14 protein-coding genes are annotated in these 15,609 nt (G+C 36.2%); 5 read left to right on the top strand and 9 right to left on the bottom strand.

Going from position 1 to position 15,609, the window contains the following annotated elements; genetic code table 11:
- Window positions 1–12 precede the first annotated feature (12 nt).
- A complete protein-coding gene (gene porU, locus FBR08_RS10205) occupies window positions 13–3,861 on the bottom strand; it encodes a type IX secretion system sortase PorU (protein WP_233266089.1) in 3,849 nt (1,282 codons plus the stop codon).
- A 205-nt stretch (window positions 3,862–4,066) separates the two neighbouring features.
- Here porU and gldJ point away from each other — a divergent pair, with 205 nt between their 5' ends.
- The 5 genes from gldJ to FBR08_RS10180 all read left to right on the top strand — a co-directional run bounded on the left by gldJ (window position 4,067) and on the right by FBR08_RS10180 (window position 8,882).
- Window positions 4,067–5,584, top strand: a complete 1,518-nt coding sequence (gene gldJ, locus FBR08_RS10200; protein ID WP_199268589.1) for a gliding motility lipoprotein GldJ — start codon at window positions 4,067–4,069, stop codon at window positions 5,582–5,584.
- Between the two features lie 68 nt (window positions 5,585–5,652).
- Window positions 5,653–6,957: a UDP-N-acetylmuramoyl-tripeptide--D-alanyl-D-alanine ligase gene (locus FBR08_RS10195; protein ID WP_158962610.1), complete on the top strand. Its 1,305-nt coding sequence runs from the start codon at window positions 5,653–5,655 to the stop codon at window positions 6,955–6,957.
- 64 nt (window positions 6,958–7,021) lie between these two features.
- Entirely contained in the window at window positions 7,022–7,483 is a 462-nt protein-coding gene (locus FBR08_RS10190; protein ID WP_158962609.1) for an NUDIX domain-containing protein, read from the top strand.
- 53 nt (window positions 7,484–7,536) lie between these two features.
- Entirely contained in the window at window positions 7,537–7,836 is a 300-nt protein-coding gene (locus tag FBR08_RS10185) for a hypothetical protein (protein ID WP_158962608.1), read from the top strand.
- Window positions 7,837–8,162: 326 nt separating this feature from the next.
- Window positions 8,163–8,882 (top strand): Cthe_2314 family HEPN domain-containing protein, encoded by a 720-nt coding sequence (locus tag FBR08_RS10180; protein WP_158962607.1) that lies wholly within the window; start codon window positions 8,163–8,165, stop codon window positions 8,880–8,882.
- On the opposite strand, the gene FBR08_RS10175 is transcribed toward FBR08_RS10180, so the two are convergent.
- From FBR08_RS10175 to FBR08_RS16925, 8 genes are read right to left on the bottom strand one after another with little or no spacing between them, the layout of a single operon-like run.
- Entirely contained in the window at window positions 8,879–9,355 is a 477-nt protein-coding gene (locus FBR08_RS10175) for a hypothetical protein (RefSeq protein WP_158962606.1), read from the bottom strand. The genes FBR08_RS10180 and FBR08_RS10175 overlap by 4 nt on opposite strands.
- Complete coding sequence (locus FBR08_RS10170) at window positions 9,352–9,882, bottom strand: glycoside hydrolase family 73 protein (RefSeq protein WP_158962605.1); 531 nt, start codon at window positions 9,880–9,882, stop codon at window positions 9,352–9,354. Before FBR08_RS10170 ends, FBR08_RS10175 begins: the two co-directional genes overlap by 4 nt.
- Window positions 9,869–10,399, bottom strand: a complete 531-nt coding sequence (locus FBR08_RS10165) for a hypothetical protein (RefSeq protein ID WP_158962604.1) — start codon at window positions 10,397–10,399, stop codon at window positions 9,869–9,871. The genes FBR08_RS10170 and FBR08_RS10165 overlap by 14 nt, the downstream gene beginning before the upstream one ends.
- Window positions 10,400–11,551, bottom strand: a complete 1,152-nt coding sequence (locus FBR08_RS10160) for a hypothetical protein (RefSeq protein WP_158962603.1) — start codon at window positions 11,549–11,551, stop codon at window positions 10,400–10,402.
- A 5-nt stretch (window positions 11,552–11,556) separates the two neighbouring features.
- Window positions 11,557–12,597 carry a cupredoxin domain-containing protein gene (locus FBR08_RS10155; RefSeq protein ID WP_158962602.1) on the bottom strand — a complete coding sequence of 347 codons (1,041 nt, stop codon included), beginning with the start codon at window positions 12,595–12,597 and terminating at the stop codon, window positions 11,557–11,559.
- Window positions 12,588–12,791 (bottom strand): hypothetical protein, encoded by a 204-nt coding sequence (locus tag FBR08_RS10150; protein ID WP_158962601.1) that lies wholly within the window; start codon window positions 12,789–12,791, stop codon window positions 12,588–12,590. The genes FBR08_RS10155 and FBR08_RS10150 overlap by 10 nt, the downstream gene beginning before the upstream one ends.
- A 2-nt stretch (window positions 12,792–12,793) precedes the next feature.
- A complete protein-coding gene (locus FBR08_RS10145; protein WP_233266088.1) occupies window positions 12,794–14,392 on the bottom strand; it encodes a hypothetical protein in 1,599 nt (532 codons plus the stop codon).
- Complete coding sequence (locus tag FBR08_RS16925; protein ID WP_233266087.1) at window positions 14,392–15,531, bottom strand: hypothetical protein; 1,140 nt, start codon at window positions 15,529–15,531, stop codon at window positions 14,392–14,394. Before FBR08_RS16925 ends, FBR08_RS10145 begins: the two co-directional genes overlap by 1 nt.
- Window positions 15,532–15,609: the final 78 nt, after the last annotated feature.

Raw genomic sequence — 15,609 nt, 5'->3', positions numbered from 1 at the left:
TATAATTGTTTCCTAAAGTATAACTAATTTTTCTATTTTTTCGACTTTTTTTCCCGTCTGTGATGAACGCACCGTTAGGCGATAAATATAGACTCCTTTTCCTATTCGATCGCCAAAATCATCACGCCCATCCCATTGTATCTCACGGCTCAAATTTCCTTCCGTTGTAATTTGTTGGTTCATTGTTTTTACAATTCTCCCCGTAATAGTCATAATCTGCACCTGAACATCCAAAGGCTCCAACGGTCGATTATGCGTAAACCAAAATTCAGTATAATTAACAAAAGGGTTCGGGTAATTCAAAACTTTTTCGATTTTCAACGCTTCATCTTGTTTCACCAAGAATTGGATTTCAGTGGTGGATAAGTTGTTGTATACATCCCACACTTTAAATTGAATCGTGTGCATACCAGGTTCCAACTCATTTAGTTGATAGGTCACTTTTCCCTTCCTAAAATTATCCAACTCCGTTTCATAATAATCGTTTAGAACAACTGCTTGATCGTCCTTATCATCAACGACAATAACAATATCATGCCCAATTCCACTCGCCGTGTTAATTCCACTTTCATCTTCAACAAACGCAAGAAATACAGGATTATTGCTTGTTGCACCTCCAGATACAAAAGATTCATTATCCAGGTAGAGTCTCGCTATTGGAGGTGTGATATCTGTTGGTGCATTTTCATTCAGTCCTCCAATAACCAAATCATCGTTATTTCCTGTATATTCTATCTGTTGATTGGAAGAATAAAAACTCACTTTTCCTTTTCCTTCATTGAGTCGAATATCCTTTGGCATAATAAAATCAAAAGAAAAAGCCCCCTTTTTCACACTGGCATTTCCTCTGAAAACCACCTCGCCTAGTGTTTGATAATCCATCACCCAAGGCACACCATTATTTATGACATTATCATTTCCTAGTGTTTTCTTATCCAAGTACTTATCGTAAATTTCCACCGCTAAATTCCCTGTAAAAGATTGAATTAACTGATTGCTCTCGTCTTGTATTTCTCCCTTCATTTTTACGTAATCCAACGCCTTTACTGGATTGTTAACCGTTTGTGTCACCTCCTCATCATTAACTTGAGACAACACTACTTTTAAATGGGGCAAAGCAATTTTCAATGCAGGGTCACCAATATAAGAAACGACATTTTTATCTCTATTGGTATAGGTATTCTTTGTGTGTCTTAATGCATCCGCCATGGTATAAGTGGTTGCGTTTTCAAAAAACAAATCCGTAAACGTTCGATTCAACAAGCGTCCAATATCAATTCCAATTTCTCTTGTAGTCCCAATTAAAGCAATTGCACCTCCTTTACTATTATTAAACAACACTTCCCCTCCACTAGTGTAGTTTGGATCGTCAAATCGACTAAACTCACACGTTATAATAGAAAAGACAGGGTATTTATTCTCATTGGTTAATTTTCGAGCATCTTCAAGGGTAAAAACACGCTCTTGCGCTAGCCCATCTTCTCCTCCATGTCCTAAATAATTGACAAACAAAGCTCCCTTTTCAATAGCATCTAAGAAATCTAAACGCGCCTGTGGATAGCGATTTCCTCCCGCAGAAGTTTCTTGAACATAAGCGTCTAAATAAATTTTCTTTGCATTAAAAAATGGATTATGCGATAATATACGAGTAACAATAGTATCCGTCTCCTCTTGTAACACATAATCAGATGACTTATCCACGTCATCTGCCATGGCAACGAGGTTATTTTTCCAACGTCCTCTTGCTTGTTCTCCATGATAAGCTATAATCTTCTGCACAGCTTGGTTGGCTTCTTCTGCGTTCTTCGCTAGCATCCTTCCAACGGTAACGTCAATTCCAAAAACCAAATTGTACATATCCCCCTCTCCTTCATCGAGCAATCCATAAAAATCATCCGACATAAAAGTAGTATACATGGAGAAGTTAGAGTTGCTGTTTTGCGCTTTTTTCAATTTACTCATTCCGTAATGCAAGGGAACAATATTGGCGTTTTGCTCAATTCTCTGTTTATAATCGTACGATCCAGTACCAAATAAATTGAGGTATTTCAAGGCTCCTCCCTTTTGTTGCATGTTCTCATATACATAACGAACAAAATTGCGAATCGCCACACCGTCTTGTTGTCCTGATGAAAACTCATTATAAATCTGCTCTACAGTAACGACCAGGGGATTTAGACTGTTATTTTGACGATGAAATTGTGCCAATTGTTGCGCTGCAGATGCAAAAGCTTCATTGGTAATAATAAGGTAATCCACCAGGCCTTGCGCCTGAACGGTTCCTTTAAGGTCTTGATTGCGAACGCGATTGTTCAGCAATAGAGTTGGCGCATAATAATCTGTTGGAATTTCTACTTGAAACAACTGTTCCGCTCCTCCATGTGTTTTAAAACTAAACTGACTCTGATTTCCAACAGCGAGTGTGCTAATGGCGGATACATCCGCGACATTCCAAATGCGATGTACTTGATTCGTATTCGACAAACTCCAGCGAATAATCCCCGTTGTTGTTCTTGCATTCTTATTAGAGAAACGATACTGCTTTGATCCTCCGATCAAGTTTCCGGTGTACAAAAACTCAATATAATCCAAATATCCTTTCGAATTAGGTACGCCTCCATTTTGATATGTAAGTGTCACCTCAACAGCTGGCGTATTAAAATACTCCTCTTTTTCAAAAAAACTTTCATATCCTTTTGTTGTAGCACTTCGAATTGGAAAAAAAGAAACAGCTCCGACAAATCGATTGTTAATTGAATAAGAAAAAGACGTATTTCCATACGAACTCGAAGCTGTATTCACACCAAAAGTAACGGGTTCACTTGCTTTTAAATGCAATAATTCCAATGAAAAACTGCGATTATTAACAATCCCAAACTCTTCTCCGAACCATTTTCTACCAAGCTTACCGATGTTTACAAGTTCTTGTTCGTGAAAGACCCGTCCATCAAATGTCGTTATTGTAGTGACTTCACTAGCGGAAGGTTCAACAAAATTGGAAATTCTCAGCCCTTGTTGTTGTCCATAAGTCAAAAAATACACGCCTTCATCAACATATAAATTCTTATAGGTTAAACTTTCTTCATTCCACTGATCAACTCCTACAGCATAAAACAAGATGTAATCCTCAGCATTAAACGTCCCTTTAGCTTCACCATGCACATATATACTGTTTTCTTGTAAATCAGTGGGATAATTCGCTTGATTAAGCAAAGGCAGCATTTTTCCACCTGTTCCATAGATCTGAATTGTACGTGGATCTATAGTTTGAGGCACTCCTAATTGATTGAGAAAACTTCTATCTAACTTGTAAATTCCGGTTTTAGTGACCCCGAATTTGAACCAACTTCCTTGCTTAAGCACAGTATTTGATATAAAATTCCTGCCACTATTCCTGTCACTTTGCTTTTGTATTGGTAGGGAAGATTGATTTTCCACAACATAAGAGATGCTTTTTACGCGCTTTAACACCCCATTTGAGTAAAGAATTGGTGAAAAATACACGTAACTTTGAGCAATATGATTGACATTTGCCGTTTTTATTTGCATATTTAATTCCTCTTGATACAACTTTTTCTTAGCCTCAGATACCAAATTTGCATCTAAATCTTCGTAAGTAACTTGAAGAATTCGTACATTATTTTTAAAACCAGGCGGAATATTTGTTTCCAAAACAGAATAAATTAACTTATTATTAACATTTTCAAATGTTAAATTTTTATCTATTTTGGCCACGTCAAAATCGTCAAGAGACAAGGCCTGTTCAACCTGTTTATTTTCCCATTTCAGCTCTAATCTTCTCGACTGAGAAAAAAGTGTAAAGCAAGTAAGAATCAGTAGTGTATTAATAATTATTTTCATATATATTTGCATGAGGAAGAATTATTCCTAGGCAAAAATAATTATTTTTTCCATACACAATACACGAATAAAAAAAGCGTTATTTAGATAATCATAATTATTTTTGAACACAAAAATTAAGTTTTTTTTAAAATATTCATAGCAAGGATATTGCTAATTAATCGTTAATTCTTATATTGCGTCAAATTATTTACCCGTTTTTAACATGAAGATTAATAGACTTATGACTTTACAACTGCTTGCTGGCCTACTAGCTACAGTTGGTTTAACGAGTTGCAGTAACACAAATAATGGAGTTTCTTCTGCTACTGGTTGGAAAATAAATGATAAAAAAGGAGGCTTTCAGTACAACACGAATTTTGAACAGCAGAATCCTAAGGGTATGGTATCCATTGAAGGGGGTGCTTTTACAATGGGAAGAGTACAAGATGACATCATGGCTGATTGGAACAACAATCCAAAACAACAGTATGTACAATCTTTTTATTTAGATGAGGCTGAGACAACCAACATTGCCTATAATGAATACTTGTACTGGCTTAAGAGTGTTTTTCCTCCTACAAATCAAGTTTATGCAGAAATCTACAAAAGCGCCTTGCCAGATACAACTGTTTGGAGAAGTGGTTCAGGTTTCAACGAAACACTTATTTCCAGCTATTTAAGACATCCTGCGTACGCTAACTACCCTGTGGTTGGAGTAACTTGGTTACAAGCAAATGATTACGCAAAATGGAGAACAGACCGAGTTAATGAGTTAACTTTAGAAAGAGCTGGGTATCTGAAAAAAGACGCTAAGATTGTGGAAGCTTATGCTGATGCACACTTTAGTACAGAAACGTATTTAGCGAATCCAGAAGCTGTTTACGGAGGTAATACAGATATCGTATATCGCGGTGTAAAAAATAAAGCAAAAGAAGGAGAAAAAAACCTTTATGCGACAATGAACTATGGTCTTTTCACAGCTGAATACCGTCTACCAACTGAGGCAGAGTGGGAATATGCAGCAATTGGAATGGCTGGTACGAGAGAATACAACAACTACCAAGGTAGAAAGACATATCCTTGGGAAAATCCTACTCAAAAATCTGGAAAAAGCCGCAACAATACATTAAAATCTCAATATGCTAACTTCAAACAAGGTCGCGGAGATTACGGTGGAATCGCAGGTTGGGCTACAGATAATGCAGACATCACAAATGCTGTAAAATCTTATGCTCCTAACGATTTCGGTTTGTATGACATGGCTGGTAACGTTGCAGAATGGGTAGCAGATGTTTACGATCCGCAAATTGATCAAATCGATACTGATTTTAACTTTTTCAAAGGGAACATTTATTACAAAAATCAAATCGGACCTGATGGAAAGCCACAAATCGTAACGGATCAAACCGTTCAGTTCGACACCTTGTCTAATGGTCGCTTAAGATTGCGCAACTTACCAGGGCAAGTTTCACAAATTGCTTATGATGCTGATTTAACACAAACAGCAGATCAAGAGGATGCTGAAACAGCTGCTGCAAGCAAAAAAGAAAAACAAATCACGAATATTTTCAACGAAAAGAGCCGTGTAATCAAAGGTGGTTCTTGGAAAGACAGAGCTTATTGGTTAGATCCTGCAACGAGAAGATTCTATCCTGAAGATCAAGCTACTGATTATATCGGATTCCGTTTAGCCATGACTAAAGTGGGTCAAAAACAAGTGATTCGCAAAACGAAAAACTAAAATAAGATAACCTATATTTCTTTTAAAAGTCCTAATTTTAATTAGGACTTTTTTTTTACTTTTGACAGATGAATATACAAGAATTATACAGCTGCTTCGCAGAAGCTGACGGCATATCAATTGACACGAGAAACATTACACCTAACAGTCTTTTTTTCGCTTTAAAAGGCGAAAATTTTGACGCAAATGAATTTGCACAGGACGCATTGAATAAAGGAGCGCGCTATGTAATCATGGACAATCCTAAACTTGTAACGGACCGAGAGAAAATGTTTCTTGTTCCCAACACCTTACAAGCCTTACAACAATTAGCCAACTACCACAGACAGCAATTAGGTCTTCCTATTATTGCCTTAACGGGTAGCAATGGAAAAACAACAACCAAAGAGCTAATTAAAGCTGTTTTAAGTCGAAAATACAACGTCAAAGCAACCCAAGGAAATTACAACAATCACATTGGAGTACCTCTAACTTTACTTCAATTTGATGACGAAACCGATATTGGAATTGTAGAAATGGGCGCCAATCACCTCAACGAAATTGCTCTTTTATGTGCCATTGCCCAACCAGATTATGGCTATATCACCAATTTTGGCAAAGCTCATTTAGAAGGTTTTGGCGGTTTTGAAGGAGTAATCAAAGGAAAAAGTGAACTCTACGATTACTTAGAGGATAATCACAAAATTGCCTTTGTCAATATGAATGACCCTAGACAAGACGCAAAAACCATAACCTTCTCTAGATTTACTTTTGGCTCAAAAGAAACAGAGGCAAACGTAGAAATTGAAATAATTCAACATACTGAATTAGCTGAAATACAACTAGAAAAACAACGCATCACCTCTCATTTGACTGGGCAATATAATGCAACCAATATAGCGGCAGCTGTGGCAATTGGACAGTATTTTGGTGTTTCGTTGGCCGAAGCTAGTCAAGCCATTCAAGATTATATCCCCACCAATAATCGCTCCCAATGGATCAAGCAAGAGCCATTCGTCATTTTGCTAGATGCTTATAACGCGAATCCTTCTAGCATGGAGCTCGCTATAGCTAATTTTAACCAATTACCTGCTACCACATCTAAAATATACATCTTAGGGGATATGTTTGAGTTGGGTACAGCCAGTGAAAAAGAGCATCAAAACATCATTCAACAAGTAGAGGAAACTACCTTTGAACAAGCATTCTTCATCGGAAAAGAATTTGCAAAAGCAAAAGATACAACAACGGCAACGGCGATATCCTTTTATGAAACGCTTGCGGATTTCTTAGCTCAACACGAAGACGTAGCCCAATTATTAGCCAATCACACCGTTCTAATTAAAGGATCAAGAGGAATGGCTTTGGAAAAAATCATTTCATTTTTAAAATAACACAAAGGCTGAAGGTAATTTCAGCCTTTTTTGTTTTACCTTCATCTCCTCAAAACAACAAAAAATGCAAGAAAAAGTTTATCCAAACGCAATTCCTACAGTCGATATTGCTGTGTTGCGATTAAATCCAGACCACACCTACTCTCTTTTATTAGGCCGAAAAGAACACGAACCCAAATGGCGATTTGTTGGCGGTTTCGTTGACGCAGACGATTCTAGCTATGAAACAGCCGCTGTAAGAGAGTTATTTGAAGAAACCAATCTCGTAGCTCTTGCAGACGAAATTAAGTACGTAGGATCTACTAAAATTGACGACCCTCGATACAGAAACCACAAAGACAAAATCATTACCCATCTTTACCTTTTAGAAATTCCTTTCGAAACAAGCGACATTCACCCCAAAGATGATATCAAAGCTTTACAATGGTTTCCGTTATCCAACTTTTCTAAAGAAGAGATTATGGAAGTTCATTATCCCATTGTCGATTTATTCTTAAAATACACAAACCACAAACTGAAGGCGTAAAAAATAGGATACAATAAAACGCAATCAACTCCTTACTTTTTAAACCAATACCCATGTCAAAAATTGTAGTTAAACGCAGTTCTGAATTTTCTAACAAGGCACGTAAAATAGCTATTTATCTAGGAGAAAAAAAGATTGGAACGATAGAAGATGGAGAAACAAAAGTATTTGATATTCCCTCAGGTCACCATACACTTACTGCTAAAATTGATTGGTGCAAATCCAACGACCTCTCCTTTACAATACAAGAGGGCAAAATGCAATACTTCAATTTAAAAGGTACAAGCCCTTTCTTCGCATTATACTATATCACTTTCGGAAAAAACAAGTATCTAAAGTTAGAGCCTAAATAATAAAGAGGAGAGGTTGCAAGGCATTATACGTGATCTTAGTGTATAGTTTTCGCTAAGGACAACTATGCTTAAAAATTCACCAATCCCTGATTTCTCATTACGCCTAACTAAAAAAGCGCAAATAACAAGATGTTATCTGCGCTTTTTTGTGACCGAAATGGGGTTTGATAAAAAATAATTAAAAACAACATAATCAACAACATAATAAAACAAAACACATAATAATGTATACTTATTGTATACTAAAAATATTTAGTACAACCTTTCTTATATTATTTCTTAACTTACAAGAAGTGTAAAACATGTAAGCATCTAATTTTTTTGAAATGAAAACAGAATTGAAATGGGATGATTTTACTTTCCCAAGTAAAGAAAATATGAAAGCAATCTATCAGAAATATCCTGAATTAGATAAATATGATATTGATGCAATTAAAAAGAATGATGAAAAACAATTAAATAGAGAAAATATTTTCCATTCTAGTTATCTTAAAGAGCAAAAAGTTTTTTATGAACAAATGATTAATCACATTAGTGTTGCTAATCACTATTTATCAATAGGACTATATTACGCAAGTAAGAACCCAAATCAATTTGGTAATGAACAACAAGTAGCTACAAGTTTGCTTTTTGAAACAAATTACGAAATGTTTTATTTGAAAATTAGTGGTTCTTTTGATAGGTTTTTACATCTGATAAATATTATGTTTAACCTTGGAATACAAAAGGTTGTCACTAAAGGTAAGGTTGATAAAATATTAAATAAGACATTTAAAAATAATGAACTCAACGATACTTTTAATAAATTAATTAATAATGATAATTTGTTGCCAATATTAAGTATTCGAAATGATTTTATCCATAATATTTCAAATATTGAAGCGAAAATTGTATATGATAAAGAAAATAAGATATTTAAAGATAACTTCAATTATATGGAAGGATCTGAAAAAGCACTTGAACACTTTGTAAATTATATAGATTTCATAAACAAAGAAGCAATACCATTTTTGTACAAAGCTTACACAATAAAAAAAGCCGACTAAAACAGTCGGCTTACTTTTTTCAATGACTTTCTAAACATGTAAATCAAAAATCCAATTACCCCTATTGGTACAATAATCCCCCACCAACCAAATTGCTCTCGATCCACCTTCTTTCCGTTATCCTCTTCAGTTTTCTTTTCCTTCTGATCAAGATCCAGCTTAGTATCCTCTTCCTTCACCTCAATCGATTCCAATTCCTCGCCAGCTTCTTTATTCTTCAAATCAATCTCATCGCCCTTGGCCGTGACGGAACCATCCGGATTAAAAGTTATAGATCCATTGCGAATATTTAACTCTCGCATAATCTCGAAAATCCTTTTTCTATCAAATTGAATCTCGGTAACTTTTGTTTGCTCCTGGAGAGAAGTACTCGTTTCTTCCAAAGATGACTTACTATGTTTTTCAACTTTACGAGATCCACAAGATTGTGCTACTAATCCAAGCATCACAATCAACAATACAACTATTCTCATAAACGTTTAATTACTGATTTAGCGACACTTTTAAGGTAGTCTGCATAATTATCCGCAGTTGCATATCCAGCCTTAGCAATTTCTTCAAAAAAGCGATTATAATCCCCTCGAACCTCCCAAGCTTTAGCATAGCGCTTATTCTCTTGAAAAAACAACACATGATCCTGAAAGCTTTGTTCCGGTGTATCATATTTTCTAAACCAATCCTTGACTTTATACACGTATTTACCATCTGCGCGTTTAGTCATCGATAACACCTCAGGAAATTTTACATTAGGACTCCAAAGAATTTCAGTCGTTGTAACGAGTTGCTTCTCTCCCTTTCCAGTCCACTTAATGCCAAAGAAATTATTTCCAACTACTTTTAACCCCCAACCACTCTCAAGCGCTGCTTGAACCAATATCGCAATATGACTCAATCCCGTTTGCCTTTCAATCTCCTTAGCAGCAGTTTTGTATTTGTTTACAAAAATTGAAGCATTATCCAACGACAACGCTTCAAATACTTCAAAATTAATCTCCTTCATTTTCTTTTCCTTGTTTTAATTTTTCAACACTTAAATCCTTTTGGAAGCTATCAAACTTTCCTACTAATGCAGCTGGAGGAAAAACTCCTTTTGTAACTAAATTCATATTTCGCATGGCAGATAGTCCAGGATAAATACACACAATTAAACGCGTTGTCATCTTTAAATAAGTATAAACCAAATCTTGCTCTTTGGTAATATGTGCCAACCCTTCAAAAATTAATCCACCACAAAGAACCATAGCCAACTTAATTAGCAAGCCAATAATATTCAAACGCCACTCAAAATCCTTTTTCAACCACTGATGTACACCCGAACCTAATAAGTGATCAATAGCAACTAAGCCTAAAGCAATAACAACATAATCGATATTTTCACTCAACCATTTGCTAAAAACATCAGATATATTCACTCCAACTACTATAAAAATCCCCATGATTCCTGATAGTTTTACACTCACCCCAATCTGTTGCAGATTATAGAACAAATACTCTTGTAAATCGATTAAATACTTCATCTACCACCCTGTTATAATTCCTTTATCAACTCTTAAACTAATACCTCCAATATTTTTCATACCTGTAACACCTTCACGACCATTAGCCATATATTCACCATCTTGTACATTGATATTACCATTTTTCACTGTGACACCTCCTTTTTCTACCAAGATAGCATCCGCATCCCTAACTACGGCTTTAACCCATAAAGCCGCTTTGTAAGTAGCACCGCGAAGCATACCTAACCCGTGTATCTTCAGATAATAATCAACACCACCGGTAGAAACTTCATATCTTACGTTATGGGTATTACCTTGATAACACACCATATTCCCACCAGAAGACATTTCACCACAAAAGTTGCCTGAATACCAGTCATCGCTCACTAATTTCATTCCGTCCTTATCAATTCTGAAAAACTTTTGATAAGGCTTCACCTGCATTGCAATTATTCTATTCCCTTCTTTATTATACTCCAACCCTTCATTAATCTGAAATTCTCCAATTTGCCCTGCTAACGCTTTGAGTTGACCATTAACACCATCCAAGGTTAAATTTGGATTCAATGGTGATGGTGATTGACTCACCATCTTTTGATCTTTAAAAACAAAGCCCGCAATGTTTGCATTTTCAGCAATTAAAAGATTAACCGCTAGTTGCTCCATCGAATTCAACCGGATAAACTCATTTGTTGGATTAATTTGCGCAGTCACATTGTTGTAACCCGGTTTTAGTTTCCACCAACTATCCGTAATGCGATGATAGATATAATCAACTACTTCATCATTGTTTCGATAGACATCACCAGCCACCCATTCACGTTGAATAGGCAATTGCCCAGGACGGCCTTGTGGACCATCGATAACTTTAGAAATAGAAATCGAATCTTCGTATTCTTGGTTTTGATTGTTTTTTACAACAACTCGATAGGTTTCAACCGTTGAGACTTGATCATGGGCAATCACGAAGTTTTGATTCGTTCCTACAATCGTTGTTCCGGTTCCTTTGTACCAAGCATAGCTAATTGCTTCAAAATTCTGTGCAACAGCCTTTAAAGTAATGGTTGAAGGTGTATTGTTTTGAAACTGCGTACCCGTAGCCTGAATGCGCACCGATTTGATGCGCTCTCTAAGACCTATTCTTCTTGATCCTCTTACTACTTGTCCCATATACTTTAATTTTCTTGCGCCTCAAATAGCACACTAATTTCAGACACTCCTGCAGCTTCGATTTCCGTATAGGTAACCGTTACTGATGTCCCACTGGTTTGATTTCCAATGGTTGTTCCATCTACTTTCACCTTCTGATACTTGTAAACCCAAGAACCTGATGCAGGCGTTGCTGTACCTCTATACACAACTTTAGGCGTGTATTTAATTGACCCCCCAGGTTGCAAATCGTCCTCAATTCCTTCAACGTTATACATCAACTCTAGCGAATCCGTTTCATCACGCACTGACATCATCGCTGATTTTACCAATTGACCGTTTTCTGATATTTGGCAGATATAAGTATCATACGTTTGAACATCACTCGCCGTCAAGGTTAACGTCTGTTGTGTTTTCCCAGGCAGTAGCATACGATTATCTGCAATGGGATCATTAGCCAAGTCTTCGGCTTCGTCCATGGTACTTTTAAACCATTGGTATGTGATTCCAGCTGTTACTTCAATACCCCCTTTTTCTAGGATTGCTTTTAATGTTACACTTGGATAAGTTGTTGTTATTGTTGCTCCTCGACCGTTTGCATCAATGATATAAGCATTATATGTATTGGCTGATATATTTTCCTTTACAACATTAATTAGAGCTGTAATCGCCGTGGTATATCCCCCAGTGTATGCGTTAGCACTAAATTCAATCGAACTTGTGGTATCGATTGAATTCATAATATCTTTTTTGATTTTTAATGCTGGTACTTGAATCGAACCAATATTATACGTGGTCTTTTCAAAATTTGAACTTGAACCTCCTATCACAACCCCATTCCAACGCCACACAACATTTGTCAATTGGGTAGTAGAAAGCGGAGTATTCGTCAAAGACGTTAGGACTTGAGCATATACTGTTCGCTGTTCCGCTTCATTTACCCAACTTCCTACAACAACTCCATTTTGATACTTAGCCACTAGCGGTTTATCCGCAATTAGTGAACTTGAGATTGTATCACCTTTCTTTCCAATTTTTATTGTTCTTTTTCCTCTTACTAATTCCATGAGTCAATAATATTTAATGCTTGCGCGGTTTCTAATTCTTCGTATTCAAAATCAATTTGATTTCCCTTTTGACCGTAAATCGTAAGGATATCTTTTTTAAAAATAACCTCTCCTTCTTTTTGAGGAAAGTAGTGATCTGCAGGAATGACTTCTTTTTCAATAGCCAACTCCTCATTCATTATTACATACTTCATAACTATGGTTTTAAGGTTAAGTCTTCTCTTAATTCATAATCCAATTGCTTATTCGCCTCATTCAAAGCCTTGATATCTTCAATAGTAATATTCACTTTGAATCCTTTGTATTTGAATGAGCCGTCAGGTTGTTTTAACCATCCAACCGAAAAAAGTTCCTCCGGTTGTTGGATGGTACCATTGTTAGTATTGAGCACCATTTCTACTTGAACGGAACTCGCTTCAGGCGATACAGAAGTTGGATACAAGATTTCCTCTGTATAACCAGGCAACTTCTTCATCAACATGAAATCTGCATTATAAAGCTTCGATGGTTTAGGATTAGGACGATAATCTTCAGGAAGTGAAGTATTCGCTTTGTAATATTCTGTCTTTTGAGTGATTAAGTCTTGCATCTCTTTTTTCAATGGTGTCCAATCCTTAGATACAATTCCATTAACTAGCATGATTTTTTCTATTTCTATAAACGCTCCTGCTAACGGTTGAATATTAAAAATAAAGTTCAAGTTTCCTGTAGCTGTATAGGTATAATCCAATACATCGCCATTTTTGATATTAGTAAATGAAGCTCTCCCCGAAGGACCACTAACTCCACCAAATCTTGCAATAAACTCTACTGATGATGAAGACACTTTTTTTACGTAGATTCGAACTGAACAATCCCCTGTAATTCCAACAATATTTTGCTGAGAAGTTTGTGTGTTTGACACCACTCTTAAAATTCCATTTTCAATATTAGCTTTAGGCTCGTTATTTGCCCCCATCCATTTAGGTGATACTTTATTAAAAATAGAATCTTGAAGTACATTAACATCTCCTCGTTGATACAAATCCCTCCATCCAATTACCTGAGCGTCTGCTTCAACCTTTTGTTCAATCAATTGATTCAAATACTCAGAACAATCCGCGACTTCGCATTTAAACACATCACCAGTTTTAGATAAAGCAGAAGCAGGAACAAAAAGTTTATTTTTAGCTGTTCCGGAATAACCGTTGCTTTCAGTTAGTAAAGTATTACCCTTGTACCACCAATAAGCCGCAGGAACTTTGTCTTTACCTCGATATAAATCAGCTTGACAGATAAGTCCCTGGTTGTTTTCTGTAGGAAATAAATTATATCCTACAGGCGCAGATATTTCCAAAAGCACCGGTGATTCAGCAATAGGAAGTGTAATCAGATTAAACGATTCTTGAAAGTTTACCACACGTTTTGTTGTGTTATCCATGAATCTTGCTGAAAATAAAATAGTCACCGGTTCAATATCACTCACGTTTTTAAAGATGGTGATTTTGCCTTTATCAGCTCCAGTTCCTATTTTGAACTCTTTGTCCGTGGTTAAAATGTCTTTATAACCCGTTGGAGTTGATTGCTTCCAAACCACGTCCGTGAGATTTGCATTCACTAATCCATTTACAATGTTATGCGTATCATTTACACCACATTCGACCAATACAACATAAGGGTCAATACGACGGTCAGGCTCAAAATAACGCGTGTTCGCGTTGTAATTTTGCCTATTTGAACCACTGCGAACTGTAACATTTTTATAAGTGTCCAGCGGTTTGTAAACTACTTTTATATCTATAATTCCCTTTTTCATTATCCTATGTTTGTTTTCGCGATTAATTTTTGATTTTGTACAATTGCTTGACATACAAATACAATTGATCTTGAATGAATATTTGGTGTAAAGTCAGCTGCTGTTAAGTGAATGATTCGCTCGGTTTTGCCTTGGCTCCATATAGCATCCGAATCGCGATCTTCTTGCGTATCGCCCGATTCTCTGAACCATTGCCAAGAGACAACTTCGTTAGTAAAATCATTGAAGTAACGTTCTACGGTTGCTGTTAAGGTGGTTTGAAGATTATCCGCTGCAATGGTTTCGCCTTCTGAAGAATCGATGAAGAGATGTAAAGAATCAGTTCCAAGGATATCATCTACGTTTTGGTACGTCAATTGGATATCCAAACCACCGCTTACAACAAAACACTGCTCAGATTTGACATACTTTAAAACGATAGTTTCGTTTGGTCTTAGAAAATAATCCTTTTGCGTATAGAGCTGGATAGGAAAATTAACTTCTAAAGCGTCGTGAATAATCGTCAAATAATGCGTTCTTTTATTTCTAATTGAAACTTCAAAACCGTCAGGATAATTTTCATCAATGGCAATTCCAAAAACACCATTCATAATTCCATCGATAAAGCTATTACCTCCAATGATATTAATGTTTCGCTCATTCACATCAACAGCAAGAAGCTTATCGTGATGATCAACTTGAATCCATCGATACGAGAGTTTAGAAATAAAATCCCCCACAGCTTCAGAACCCACATTTTGCAACCCCGCATCGCTCACATACAAATAGAGATAAGGCAAAAAGTTTCCAACTATACGCGGAACAACATAACCTTCTGAACTTTCAATTCCGGTAATAAGCTCAAGCGAACCACTTGCATTTGCCACGACTACATCTACTCGATATTTTGTCCAATCTGCACGAGGAATATTAAATGTAAACTCAACTATATTCTCCAACTCTAAACCACCAATCAACCATTTAGAACGAGGGTTAATCACCACATTGCTATTAGACAATGAATAACCCGCATCATATATGAAATAGTCCTTTTGAGCAATTTTATCAATTCTTTCATCTAGGTATTGGAAGTTTCCATCTACTTCAGCAGAACTCAACTGCCTTCCCTTTTCTCTTCTATATACTATTCTATCTGACATACTCTTCTACACAATATTCATCTACACAATAAATTCGCTCCTTTGTTATTGGTCCGAATGGTTCTCCAGGCACGCGAA

Origin of the sequence: Myroides fluvii (assembly GCF_009792295.1) — a bacterium.
In the GTDB taxonomy this organism is placed as follows: Bacteria; Bacteroidota; Bacteroidia; order Flavobacteriales; family Flavobacteriaceae; genus Flavobacterium; species Flavobacterium fluvii_A.
This window is presented reverse-complemented; position numbering and strand designations above follow the sequence as displayed.